At 61.9% G+C, this 12,083-nt stretch carries 10 protein-coding genes; 1 reads left to right on the top strand and 9 read right to left on the bottom strand.

The window, feature by feature from the left end:
* Positions 1-21: 21 nt before the first annotated feature.
* The 9 genes from PFLQ2_RS30445 to PFLQ2_RS17230 all read right to left on the bottom strand — a co-directional run bounded on the left by PFLQ2_RS30445 (position 22) and on the right by PFLQ2_RS17230 (position 10,833).
* Positions 22-174 (bottom strand): hypothetical protein, encoded by a 153-nt coding sequence (locus tag PFLQ2_RS30445; RefSeq protein WP_003180513.1) that lies wholly within the window; start codon positions 172-174, stop codon positions 22-24.
* 142 nt (positions 175-316) lie between these two features.
* On the bottom strand, positions 317-1,369 hold the full coding sequence (locus PFLQ2_RS17195; protein ID WP_003180512.1) for a Gfo/Idh/MocA family protein: 1,053 nt from the start codon (positions 1,367-1,369) through the stop codon (positions 317-319).
* A 135-nt stretch (positions 1,370-1,504) separates the two neighbouring features.
* Complete coding sequence (locus PFLQ2_RS17200; RefSeq protein ID WP_003180511.1) at positions 1,505-2,515, bottom strand: Gfo/Idh/MocA family protein; 1,011 nt, start codon at positions 2,513-2,515, stop codon at positions 1,505-1,507.
* A 29-nt stretch (positions 2,516-2,544) separates the two neighbouring features.
* Positions 2,545-4,476, bottom strand: a complete 1,932-nt coding sequence (iolD, locus tag PFLQ2_RS17205; RefSeq protein ID WP_003180510.1) for a 3D-(3,5/4)-trihydroxycyclohexane-1,2-dione acylhydrolase (decyclizing) — start codon at positions 4,474-4,476, stop codon at positions 2,545-2,547.
* A gap of 167 nt (positions 4,477-4,643) precedes the next feature.
* Positions 4,644-5,465, bottom strand: coding sequence for a TIM barrel protein (locus tag PFLQ2_RS17210; protein ID WP_003180509.1), 822 nt, complete (start codon positions 5,463-5,465; stop codon positions 4,644-4,646).
* A gap of 36 nt (positions 5,466-5,501) precedes the next feature.
* Positions 5,502-7,004, bottom strand: a complete 1,503-nt coding sequence (locus PFLQ2_RS17215) for a CoA-acylating methylmalonate-semialdehyde dehydrogenase (protein WP_003180508.1) — start codon at positions 7,002-7,004, stop codon at positions 5,502-5,504.
* A gap of 31 nt (positions 7,005-7,035) precedes the next feature.
* A complete protein-coding gene (iolB, locus tag PFLQ2_RS17220) occupies positions 7,036-7,845 on the bottom strand; it encodes a 5-deoxy-glucuronate isomerase (protein ID WP_003180507.1) in 810 nt (269 codons plus the stop codon).
* Positions 7,842-8,735, bottom strand: coding sequence for a myo-inosose-2 dehydratase (gene iolE, locus PFLQ2_RS17225; protein WP_003180506.1), 894 nt, complete (start codon positions 8,733-8,735; stop codon positions 7,842-7,844). The genes iolB and iolE overlap by 4 nt, the downstream gene beginning before the upstream one ends.
* Before the next feature lie 160 nt (positions 8,736-8,895).
* A complete protein-coding gene (locus PFLQ2_RS17230; RefSeq protein ID WP_003180505.1) occupies positions 8,896-10,833 on the bottom strand; it encodes a bifunctional 5-dehydro-2-deoxygluconokinase/5-dehydro-2-deoxyphosphogluconate aldolase in 1,938 nt (645 codons plus the stop codon).
* Between the two features lie 312 nt (positions 10,834-11,145).
* Between PFLQ2_RS17230 and PFLQ2_RS17235 the strand changes: the two genes are divergently transcribed.
* Positions 11,146-12,069, top strand: a complete 924-nt coding sequence (locus tag PFLQ2_RS17235; protein WP_003180504.1) for a MurR/RpiR family transcriptional regulator — start codon at positions 11,146-11,148, stop codon at positions 12,067-12,069.
* Positions 12,070-12,083 lie beyond the last annotated feature (14 nt).

Here is a 12,083-nt window from a genome sequence, read left to right as displayed (position 1 = left end):
TTATGGATAAGGCGTGACGGATCAGGAACGGGGCAAGCGCACGATGGGCGCACCGGGCATGCAACACACCACGGCGCCCTTGCGCTGGATACACAGGGATTCGAGCAGGGGAAGGACTGCGGACAGGCGCAGCAGATGTGACAGGTGAAACGCAGAGCGGCTGAAGGTTTTCATCGACGGTACCTAGCTGTGTTTCTTGTTTTTGTTTCGTCTGTCATCCGTTCAAGGCTGGCTTGGCGGAAAACAAACAGGATTGTCGGTAACCTGGAATCGACTTTATTGGAAAATATTTTCCATATCAACCTGTTTTAGAATTTTATTCGTTTTTTATTCCATGACCCACGGGCGTGGTCAAAACCACCACTTCACCCTGCTCGGCACTCTGCCGGGCAGCGTCCAGCACCTGCGTGGTCGCCAGTGCATCGCGGGCCTCCACCGGCAGAGGGCCAGCGCCCTGCAACGCGGTTTGCAGGCGCTGGTAGAACTCGATCCAGCAACCCCGCTCCGAGGCCACCCGCTCGCGCTCGTTGCCGTGTTCGAACCAGCCCCAGCGCCGATGTTCCTCGACGCCCCAGCGCTCGCCTTCGGTTGCCGGACTCAACCCGGCCAGCGCCTGGGCCTCTTGGCCGTCCAGGCCTTCTACGGTGTAGCAGCCCTGGGTGCCGTTGACCCGAAAACGCGGACGCGGCGCGTTCTGCACGCAATTGCCGCTCAAGTGCGAAATCACCCCTGAGACATGGGTCAAGGACATGAAGAAGCCGTTGTCGAACACCTGGCCTGGCTGCCGATAGTCCAGCTCGGCGTACACCCGGGCTACCGGGCCGAACAGTTGCAGCGCCTGGTCCACCAAATGGCTGCCCAGGTCACGCAGGAATCCCCCGCCGCTGCCTTTACCCAACGACGTCGGCGAATAACGCTCGACACTGGACTCGAAACGAACGACCTGCCCCAGGGCAGCGGATTCGAGCAGCTTGCGCAAGGTCAGGAAATCCGAGTCCCAGCGACGGTTCTGGTACACGCTCAGCGGCACGTTGCGCCGTTCGGCCGCCACCACCATGGCTTCGGCCTGTGCGGCGTCACGGGCAAACGGTTTGTCGCTGACCACCGCTACGCCGAGTTCGATGGCCTCCATCACCACCGCCGGACGCCCGTCCAGAGGCGTGGACACCACCACCACATCGACCCCAGCCGCCACCAGTTGCTGCAGCGTGTCGAAAGCCTGGACCTGCGGATGATCGTTGGCCAAGTGCTGACGCCGCTCGGCGGACCGGGTCACCACGCCGACAAACGTGGCCCCCGGCAGGCTGCTGATCAGCGGCGCATGGAAAAATCGCCCGCCTTTGCCGTAGCCGACTAATCCGATTCGCATGAAAGCTCCTTTAGGTCTGAACAAACACAACTCATGTGGGAGCGGGCTTGCTCGCGAAAGCGGTGTTTCAGGCAACATCAATGTTGAATGTCAGTCCGCTTTCGCGAGCAAGCCCGCTCCCACAGAAGGACCATGTTAGCCGTAGAAACGCGGGCGTTCAGGCAATTGGACCTTGACGATCTGCCCACTCTGCTGCGCCTCGATACAGGCATCCGCCGCCACCGCTGCGGCGAAGCCGTCCCAGGCCGACGGTCCGCCCACTTGCCCGGCGCGCACGCCGTCGATGAAAGCTTGCAACTCCACGTCATAGGCCGCGATGAAGCGGTCCTTCCAGTCCATCAGGATCGCATTGGACAGCTTGGCGCCACTGCGCAGTTGCACCTGGGACGGTTCCGGAAGCTTGGCGATACCGGTCTCCCCCACCACTTCGCACTGGATGTCGTAGCCGTACTGGCAGTTGACGAACACTTCTACGTCGATGCGGGTGCCTCGGGTGGTTTCCAGAAGGACGATTTGTGGGTCTCGCAGGTGCGCCAAGGCCTTGCTGGTCTTGCGCGGAAAGACCACTTGCACCGAGACGTAATCATCGGCGAGCAGCCAGCGCAACACGTCCAGCTCATGAATGAGGGTGTCGGTGATCGCCATGTCGGTCTTGTAGTTTTCGCCCACGCTGGGGTTGCGGTGGGCGCAATGCAGCATCAGCGGTTCGCCGATCTGGCCGCTGTCGATCACTGATTTGAGCGCTCGGTAGCCCTCATCATAAGGACGCATGAAACCGACCTGCACCAGGCGCTTGCCCTGGGCGACTTCGGCCTGAACGATCCTGCGGCAGCCTTCGGCTGTCACCGCCAGGGGCTTTTCGCAGAATACCGGTTTGCCAGCCGCTATCGCCGCCAGCACGAACTCCTCATGGCTCGGCCCCCAAGAGGTGACAAGGATCGCCTCCACGTCGGGCGCCTTGATCAAGGCGTGGCCGTCGGGGTAGACCTCGGCGGTCAGTTTCAAGTCCGCCACCACCTTCGCCGCCTGGGCAAGATTGATGTCGGTCACAGCCACCACTTGGCTGTTGAGCAAGGTCTGGCTGCAACGACGGATGTGGTCCTGGCCGATGGCCCCGGTGCCGATGACGCCCAGCTTCAAAGACATTTGGAACTCCTTTCGTAGTGTTGGGGCAATCAATATTGACGGGCCTTGGCCAGTCGTTCGTTGAGGGTCTTGGCGACAGCATCGGTGCGGGCGCTGGTGGAGACTTGCGCCACGCCGACCCGCCACCACGACAGATATTTGTGGATCATGGTCTTGGGCAGCACCTTGATGTCGATCAGCGTCGAGACGCTCTGGCGCCGCGCATCGGCCAGGGCCGCGTGCAGTTCGTCGAGGGTCTTGACCTTGTAGGTCTTGCAGCCGTAGGCCGCGGCGCTCATGGCGAAGTCCACCGGCACGAAGGCGCCGTCGAGCTTGCCGGTGTCCGGGTTGCGGAAGCGGAACTCGGTGCCGAAGCTGTCCATGCCGTGTTCCATTTGCAGGTTGTTGATGCAACCGAACGTCATGTTGTCCAGCAACACCACGTTGATCTTGCGGCGCTCCTGGATCGAGGTCGCGAGTTCCGAATGCAGCATCATGTAGGAGCCATCGCCCACCAGGGCATACACCTCCTTGTCGGGCTCGGCGAGTTTCACGCCCAGGGCTGCGTTCACTTCATAGCCCATGCACGAATAGCCGTACTCGACGTGATAGGTGCCCACGCCCTTGCTGCGCCAGCTGCGCTGCAAGTCGCCGGGCAGGCTACCGGCGGCGGCGACGATGATGGCGTCATCGGCCAAGGTTTGGTTGAGCGTGCCCAGTACGCGGCTCTGGGTCAGGCAGGAACCGGTGAGTTCGATGAATTCACGAAACACTGCCGGGTCCATGTGGTCATTGATCTCCGGGACAAAATCCTCGACCTGGAAGTCCGCCTGATAGACCCGGTCCACTTCGGCGTCCAGTTGCGTCTTGGCATCGGCGATCTGCCCGCCCCATTCGGCGCGATAGTCGCCCATCGCGGCCGACAACGCCTCCAGGCCCGAACGAGCATCGGCCAGCAGTTGCACGCCATCGAGCTTCAAGGCATCGCATGGGCTGACGTTGAGATTGAGGAATTGCACATCAGGATGTTGGAACAGCCATTTCGACGCGGTGGTGAAATCGCTATAGCGCGTGCCGATGCCGATGATCAGGTCCGCTTCCTTGGCCAGCAGGTTCGCCGCCAGGCACCCGGTTTCGCCAACACCGCCGACGTTCAGTGGATGGCTCGACACCACGGCGCTCTTGCCAGCCTGCGTCTCGGCGAAGGGAATCTCGAAACGTTCGGCGAAGGCCTGCAACGCGGCATTGGCCCCGGAATAGCGCACGCCGCCGCCACAAATGATCAACGGCTTGCGCTTACCCTTGAGCAGCGCCAAGGCATCGCCGAGCATCGCCCCGGTGGCCGGACGGCGGTCGATGCGGTGGACACGTTTTTGCAGGAAGTAATCCGGGTAATCGTAGGCTTCGGCCTGCACGTCCTGGGGCAGCGCCAAAGTCACCGCACCGGTTTCGGCCGGGTCGGTCAGCACGCGCATCGCATGGATTGCAGCGGTCATCAATTGCTCGGGGCGGTTGATGCGATCCCAGTATTTGCTCACGGCCTTGAACGCATCGTTGGTGCTGATGCTCAGGTCGTGGAACTGTTCGATCTGCTGCAACACCGGGTCCGGCTGGCGACTGGCGTAGACGTCGCCGGGTAACAGCAGCAGCGGGATACGATTGGCCGTCGCGGTGGCAGCGGCGGTCAGCATGTTCGCCGCGCCAGGGCCAACCGACGAGCTGCAGGCGTAGATCTTGCGGCGCAGGTGCTGCTTGGCAAAACCGATGGCCGCGTGAGCCATGCCCTGTTCGTTGCGGCCCTGGTGGACCACCAGGTCGCCGCTGTCCTGCTCCAGCGCCTGGCCCACGCCCAGCACGTTGCCATGGCCGAAAATGGTAAAGACGCCGGCGACGAATTTGCTTTGGACGCCATCGACCTCGATGTATTGGTTATCGAGGAATTTCACCAAGGCCTGGGCCATGGTCAGTCGGGTTGTGGTCATGCTTGCACCTTGTCTGGAATGCAAATTCGGTGGCTGTCTCAAATCCCCTGTGGGAGCGGGCTTGCTCGCGAAAGCGGCATGTCGGTCAACATCAATATTGGATGTACTGCCGCCTTCGCGAGCAAGCCCGCTCCCACAAGGGGATCTTCATCAGGTCGATAACGGGGTCAGGCCTGGGAGCTTTGCAGATGGCTCATGCTTGCCCCCAGCGCCTGGCGAATGTCCGCCAGTTCATGGACGCTCTCGGCAAACGGTTCGAAGGACAAGTAACCTTCATACCCGCCGGCCAGCAACGCCTCGATCTGCCTGGCATTGCCCAGGATGTCAGCCTCGCCCACCAGCACCCGGTGTCCGTCGCGAATGGTCGCCAAGGGGGCCTGGGCATCCTCGACGCCGGAGATATGCACCAACCCGGTCAGCTCGGGAAAGAATGCCTGCTCGCCCGCCAAATGATGATGAAAGGTGTCATGCACCAGGCGAAACACATCCAGCCCGCCGACGGCTTCGATCGCATCCACCGCCGTGCGCTTATGGCGCAGCGAGCACTCCTCGAACCCCAGGGGTTCGATGAAACCGTAGATGCCGAAGGCGCGCAGGATCGGCGCCAGTTCGCTGAGCGCCGTGCGCAGCCCCGCCGCACGCTCGGCCTCGCTGCGTGGATCGGCGCGGTCGTTGAGCGGGCACATCACCAGCCCTTCGGCGCCGCATTCGCGAGCGTAGTCGGCCAGCCGCACGGCCTGGGCACGGCGCTCTTCGTTCCACACATCGAAGGGGTACAGGGCGTTGATCGACAGCACCTTGATGCCGCGCTCCTCGCACAACTCACGCACGCGCGCCGGCGGCATGCCGTCTTCAATCTCGACGCCCTTGAGATCGTTGCGAATCTCGATGGCATCGGTTTTCAGCGCCAGCGCCAAGTCGATAAAATCCGGCAGCGACAGGCGCGGGGCAACCATTCGGTTCAAGGCAAAACGCAGGGGCTTGTTCATTGTTGTTTTCCCTCCGGCAGTCATTCGAAAAAGGCGTTATTGGGCAGTCGGCATGCTGAATTCAGGACCCTTGGCGATGCTGTCGGGCCAGCGTTGCATCACGCTTTTGTAGCGGCTGTAGAAACGCAGGCCTTCCTCGCCATAGGCATGGTGATCGCCGAACAACGAGCGCTTCCAGCCGCCGAAGGAATGCCAGGCCATCGGCACCGGAATCGGCACATTGATGCCCACCATGCCGACCTTGATGCTGCGGGCGAACGCCCGGGCGATACCGCCGTCGCGGGTGAAGCACGACACGCCGTTGCCGAACTCATGGGCGTTGATCAAAGCCACCGCGCTGGCGAAATCCGGTACGCGAACGATGCCCAGCACCGGGCCGAAAATCTCCTGCTGGTAGATGCTCATCTCGGCAGTGACCTGGTCGAACAGCGTGGCGCCGACAAAAAAGCCCTGCTCGGCCCCTGGCACCTTGAAGCCACGGCCGTCGACAATCAGTCGCGCCCCTTCGGCGACGCCCGCATCGATGAAACCTTCGACCTTGGCCTTGTGTTCGGCGGTCACCAACGGCCCCATATCGGTTCCGGGCTGCTGTCCATTGCCAACCTTCAATTGATCGATGCGTGGCAGCAAGCGAGCAATCAGTTCATCGCCTACGTCCCCTACCGCCACAGCGATGGAGATCGCCATGCAACGCTCGCCCGCCGAGCCGTAGGCGGCGCCAATCAAGGCATCCGCCGCCTGGTCGAGGTCGGCGTCGGGCATGACGATCATGTGGTTCTTGGCCCCGCCCAAGGCCTGGACGCGCTTGCCGTGCGCCGTGCCCTGCTGGTGGATGTATTCGGCGATGGGCGTGGAGCCGACGAAGGAAATCGCCTCGATGTCCGGGTGTTGCAACAGCGCATCCACCGCCCCTTTGTCACCCTGGACCACGTTGAATACACCGTCGGGCAAGCCAGCTTCAGTCAGCAGACGAGCCATCAGCAAACTGGCGGACGGGTCGCGCTCCGAAGGTTTGAGAATGAAGCAGTTGCCAGCCACCAGTGCCAGGGGAATCATCCACAGCGGCACCATCACCGGGAAATTGAACGGTGTGACACCGGCGCAAACGCCTAATGGCTGGCGCAGGTTCCAGTTATCGATACCGCCGCCGATGTTGTCGCTGAAATCGGTCTTGAGCAGGTTCGGCGCACCGCAGGCGTACTCGACGATCTCGATGCCCCGGGTGACCTCGCCATGGGCGTCGGACAGCACCTTGCCGTGTTCGCGGCTGATGATCAGCGCCAGTTCGTCGTGGTGACGGTCGAGCAATTCCTTGAACTTGAACATCACCCGCGAGCGGCGCAAGGACGACTGCTCGGACCAGGCCGGGAACGCCGCCAGCGCCGAAGCCACCGCTGCCTCGACGGTACTCGGCTCGGCCAGGGCGACCCGGGCCTGCACCGCACCGGTGGCCGGGTTGAAGACATTGCTCAAGCGCACGCTGTCGCTGTCCTGCACGCGGCCGTTGATGTAATGGCCTACTACCGGGGCGTCACTCATTGTTCTTGTTCTCCATGGGAATGGGTGCAAATCAGAGGTCCAGCAGCCAACTGTGCTGCGGGTCGTTATGGAACTGCCAGACCCGCTTCGGGCCGGCCATGACGTTCAGGTAATACGACTCGTACCCGTAGGGCACGCTGACCGGGTGATACCCCTTGGGCACCACCACCAGGTCGCTGTTCTCCACGGCCATGGCCTGGTCGATGCTGCGGTCGTCGGTGTAGACCCGCTGGAACACGAAGCCCTGGGACGGGTTGACCTGATGGTAATAGGTTTCCTCCAGGAAGCTCTGGTGCGGCAGGTCGTCGGTGTCGTGTTTGTGGGGCGGGTAGCTCGACGAATGCCCCGACGGCGTGCGCACCTCCACCACCAGCAGCGAATGGGCCGGTTCGCTGTCGGGCAGGATGTCGCAGACATAACGAGTATTGGCGCCCTTGCCGCGCACGCTGCGCTTCATGCTGTCGGGCCGGATCAAGCGCGGGCCGTATTCGTTTTGCGCCGAACCCGGCGCGGCACATACGGCAATCTGCACGTCGCTCAGGGCGGTCACCTGGGCCTGGCTGCCCGGCGGCAGGTAGGCGGCATAGGGTGATTTGTCCTCGAACACCGACTGGCGATCACCGAGGTTGTCCCAATCGAAGGCGCCCTGCCCCGGTGCTTCGCCCTTGAGGTTGATGCGCCCACTGAGCAGCACCAGGCACACTTCCTTGTCGGCGGCGGCCACCGGCAGGGTTTCGCCCAGGCTCAGGCGGTAGGCGGTGAAACCGACGTATTCCAGTTCACCGGCAGGCAGCTGGACCATGGTCCGGCCGCTGGGCTGACTCTTGATCAACAGACTCATGACAAGCTCCTTTCTTGCAACAGGGCGCGCAAAGTGTCGTAGCCTTTCTTGGCGTAGGCATAACTCGGCGCCACCGCGGGGTCCTGCTCGGCTTCGACGACCAACCAGCCTTGGTAGTGGGCGGCCAGAAGGACGTCCAGCAATGCGGCGAAATCAATGTCGCCGTCCCCAGGCACGGTGAAGGTGCCGTTGATGATGCAGTCGGGGAAGCTCCAGAGGTTGTTGCGCGCCAGCTGCACCACGGCCTTGCGCACGTCCTTGAAGTGCACATGGCAAACGCGCTCGATGTGTTTGCGCAGCACCTGCAACGGTTCTCCACCGCCCATGTAGCAATGGCCCGAATCGAACAGCAGGCCCACTTCGCTGCCGGTCAGCGCCATCAGTTTGTCGATGTCCGACGGCGATTCGACGTAGGCGCCCATGTGGTGGTGATAGGCCAGGCGCACGCCCCGGGACAAGGTGAAGCGCGCCAGTTCGGTGAGCTTATCGGCGTAGACCTGCCAGGCTTCGTCCGTGTGGAAACGTGGCCGCTCGACCAGTGCAATACGCTGGCCCTGAATGGAGTCCGCTACTTCACCGTAAACCAATACCTTGGCGCCGTTCTGCGCCAACAGCTCGACGTGGCTGGCAATCGCGTCGATTTCCTCGGCGGCCGAGCGCCGGGCCAGGCGACTGGAGTACCAGCCGGAAACCAGCGCCAGGTCATACGGACGCAGCACATCGCCGACGCCCTTGGCGTCCTTGGGAAACTTGCCGTTGAGTTCGAAACCTTCATAGCCGATGGCCTTGCCTTCGCTCAGCGCAGTACTCAGCGGCGTCTCGCCACCCAACGATGGCAAGTCGTCGTTGCTCCAGGAAATCGGGTTGATGCCAATTCGAATAGCGGGCATGGGCTGCACCTTTATTGTTTTTACAAATCAGGAAGAACGACGCTGGACACTTGTGGGAGCGGGCTTGCTCGCGAAAGCGGCGGCATATTCAACATTGATGTCGCCTGACACACCGCTTTCGCGAGCAAGCCCGCTCCCACATTGGATTTGCGTTAACTCATCAAGCACGGGCACTGCGCCACGCTTCGATCAAGTCCACAAACCGGCCCTGCACCTGCTGGATCAAGGTTTCATCATCGATTTCCCCGGCGAGCCAGGCCCGGCTCGGCTCCTGGAAGATCGTGCGGCCCACGGCAAACCCGCGACAGGTGCTGCTCTGGCTGGCCTGGCGGAACCCTTCGGCCAGGGCCGCAGCCGGAGCGTTGAGCCCCAGCAAAACGACGCCTCGGCAATACGGATCGCGCTGCTGGATCAGCTCATCGAGTTGTTTCCATTCGTCCGCACTCTGGGCTTCGATCTTCCACCACGCCGGGTAGATGCCCAGGTTGTAGAGGCGCTTGAGGGCGCGATACAGCACGTCCGGGTGTGGTGATGGGTGATCCTTGGGCGGTATGACTTCCAGGAGCAATTCGTGGCCGCTGACCTGGGAAGCCTTGTACAGGCCCATCAACTGCGCTTCCTGTTCCAGGCGCAGCAGCGGCTCGTCGTCGGGGTGAAATTGCACCAGGCATTTGATGATCTGCTCTTGGGGCCAGGCGATCAGATTGCTGCCGATCGAGCGTCCGTGTTCGAACGCCAGGGGCCGCGAATTCTGCACTTCCACCGGCCGCGCCACCCACCAGCCGCGCCCGGTGGCGGCGTTCAGCGAATCCTGGCCGAAGCGTTGGTCGGCCAGCAGCCCCACATCCGCCTCGACGCCCTGATGCTGCAAATCAGCTTCGACCCGCTCCACCGCCTTGATGAATAATTGCTTGAGCTCGCCAATGCAACTCAGGTCGCGACCGCCCTTCTGGGCCAGTTCCACCAGTTGCCAGCGATGGTCGAAGGCGAAGATGAACAGCTGCTTCCAGGTTTTGCGCGGCACGCTGACCTGATGCAGCCGCTGCAACACGGCGTCCTGGTCCGGTCGGGTGATCGGCACCGGGCTCTTGAATAAATAGTCGAGTTCGGCACGGGTCGGCATCGCCGGCGCGCAGGCATGACGCGACACCACCAGGCCACCGCAGGCATTGGCCAATTGGCAGCAGCGCTCATCGCTGGCGTCCTCCAGCCACCCGGCGAGGAACCCTGACATGAACGCATCGCCAGCGCCCAGCACATTCAAAACTTCGACCCGTACGCCAGGGTAAAGGGCGCCGTCCTCCAGCCGAGTCGGAATGGCGCCGTGAATCACTGTGCAGCCTTGCGGGCCGAGCTTGACCACCAGCGTCGCCGCCGTCAGCGAACGCACCGTGCGCAGCGCCGTCAGCAGGTCTTCACTGCCGCCGGCAATCAGGAATTCTTCTTCGGTGCCGACGATCAGGTCAAAACGCGGCAGGATGCTTTGCACGTGCTGGCTGACTTTCTGATCGGCGACAAAACGGGTTTCCCCATCGGCCTTGCCTGCCAGGCCCCAGAGCACTGGACGATAGTCAATGTCCAGCACACGCTTGACGTTGTGTTTCTCGGCGTATTCCAGGGCTTGGGTGCTGGCTTTGTAGACACTTTCGGTGGAGAAATGCGTGCCGGTAATCAGCAGGGCCTTGCTGGAGGCAATGAAGGTTTCGTCGATGTCTTCGGCGCGCAGGGCCATGTCGGCGCAATTTTCCCGGTAGAACACCAGGGGGAAGGTTTCGCGGTCCTTGATGCCTAGCAGGACCATGGCGGTCAGGCGCTCTGGATCGGTCTTGATGCCACGCACATCGCAACCCTCGCGAGCCAGCGACTCGACCAGGAAGCGCCCCATGTGGTCATCGCCCACGCGGCTCAACATTGCCGACTTGAGCCCAAGTCGCGCCGTGCCGAAGGCGATGTTGGCCGACGAACCGCCCAGGTACTTGGCGAAGCTCGACACATCTTCCAGGCGCGCCCCGACTTGCTGCGCGTAAAGGTCGACGCCCAGGCGTCCCAGGCAGATCACATCCAATTGACGCCCACTGGCAAAACGAGTCTGGCCCATGCTGGCTCCTGTTATTTTTATCAGCCTGCGTTTATCGCCGAAACCGGCGTCAACGCTCTTGGTGGATGCAGACTAAAACGAGCAGCGGCCAATAATCAATAATTATTCTATAAATTTTTTACGTGGAATATTTTTTCCAATACGCTATGAGTTAACCGACCCAGGCGCAGTGCATCGTTTCAGCAATCACTGCAACGTTGTCCACCCCTGATGTTCCCTGCGCCTACGCTGTAGACTGCGACCAGCCAACCTATTGTCGAGGGCGAGCCTTTTTCGGGGCCGCCCTATAAGAACAAGCCAGAAGGATTTTCTATGACCCGCCCCGATGATCTGACGGCGCCGTCCGAGAGCGCGTCCGAACCCGCCCTCCCGAGCCCACCGATCAATGCCGAGCGCCTGCTGCAACTGATCACCGACGAATACGAAAGCCTGCCGCGCCAACTCAAGCGCATCGCCAGCTACATGAGCCAGCAAAGTGATCGGATCATGGTCGATCGCATCAGCGACATTGCCCGGGAATGCGAAGTACATCCGTCAGCCATCGTGCGGTTCTCCCAACGCTTCGGCTTCAGCGGTTTCAGCGAAATGCAGGCGCTGTTTCGCGAGGCCTATACCCACAAGACCACGCCGGTACAGAACTACCAGCAGCGCATCCGCAGCATGATCGCCAACAAGTCGCAGAAAGCCAGCGGCGGCGACTTGGCCCGTGAATGCGTCAATGCGACCCTGTCGGGCATCGAGCGCCTGGGATTGGAACTGGATGACCAGGCGTTCGAGAAAGCCGTGGACCTGGTGGTCAACGCCGACAACATCTATGTAGTGGGTGTACGCCGCTCGTTCGCCGTCGCCGATTACCTGGTCTACAACCTGCAGCACACCAACAAGCGCATCCACCTGGTGTCCGGCCTGGGCGGCAGCTATCGGGAGCAGATGCGCAGCGTGCGGGCCAACGACCTGGTCATCGCCATCAGCTTCACACCCTACGGCAAGGAAACCCAGCACTGCCTGCGCATCGCCCAGCACCACCAGGCCAAGACGTTGATTATCACCGACAGCAACCTGTCACCCCTGGCCAAGCGGGCCAATGCGGTGCTGCTGGTGAACGAGGGCAGTTCGTTCGCCTTCCGTTCCTTGAGCGCCACCCTGTGCTTGTGCCAGGCATTGTTCATCGCCGTGGCGTACCGGCTGGAGCTCAAGGTCGATGAAATTCATGAACAGGTAGGGTTCGAGGATTAACGCCTCGTCCCACC

Source organism: Pseudomonas fluorescens Q2-87, from assembly GCF_000281895.1.
GTDB lineage: Bacteria > Pseudomonadota > Gammaproteobacteria > Pseudomonadales > Pseudomonadaceae > Aquipseudomonas > Aquipseudomonas fluorescens_S.
Note: the sequence above shows the minus strand (reverse complement) of the source record. Positions and strands in the feature narration are given on the sequence as shown.

Coding starts and splice junctions, on each gene's coding strand:
- PFLQ2_RS30445 (WP_003180513.1), bottom strand. CDS start 174: ATGAAAACCTTCAGCCGCTCTGCGTTTCACCTGTCACATCTGCTGCGC.
- PFLQ2_RS17195 (WP_003180512.1), bottom strand. CDS start 1,369: ATGCGAATCGGATTAGTCGGCTACGGCAAAGGCGGGCGATTTTTCCAT.
- PFLQ2_RS17200 (WP_003180511.1), bottom strand. CDS start 2,515: ATGTCTTTGAAGCTGGGCGTCATCGGCACCGGGGCCATCGGCCAGGAC.
- iolD (WP_003180510.1), bottom strand. CDS start 4,476: ATGACCACAACCCGACTGACCATGGCCCAGGCCTTGGTGAAATTCCTC.
- PFLQ2_RS17210 (WP_003180509.1), bottom strand. CDS start 5,465: ATGAACAAGCCCCTGCGTTTTGCCTTGAACCGAATGGTTGCCCCGCGC.
- PFLQ2_RS17215 (WP_003180508.1), bottom strand. CDS start 7,004: ATGAGTGACGCCCCGGTAGTAGGCCATTACATCAACGGCCGCGTGCAG.
- iolB (WP_003180507.1), bottom strand. CDS start 7,845: ATGAGTCTGTTGATCAAGAGTCAGCCCAGCGGCCGGACCATGGTCCAG.
- iolE (WP_003180506.1), bottom strand. CDS start 8,735: ATGCCCGCTATTCGAATTGGCATCAACCCGATTTCCTGGAGCAACGAC.
- PFLQ2_RS17230 (WP_003180505.1), bottom strand. CDS start 10,833: ATGGGCCAGACTCGTTTTGCCAGTGGGCGTCAATTGGATGTGATCTGC.
- PFLQ2_RS17235 (WP_003180504.1), top strand. CDS start 11,146: ATGACCCGCCCCGATGATCTGACGGCGCCGTCCGAGAGCGCGTCCGAA.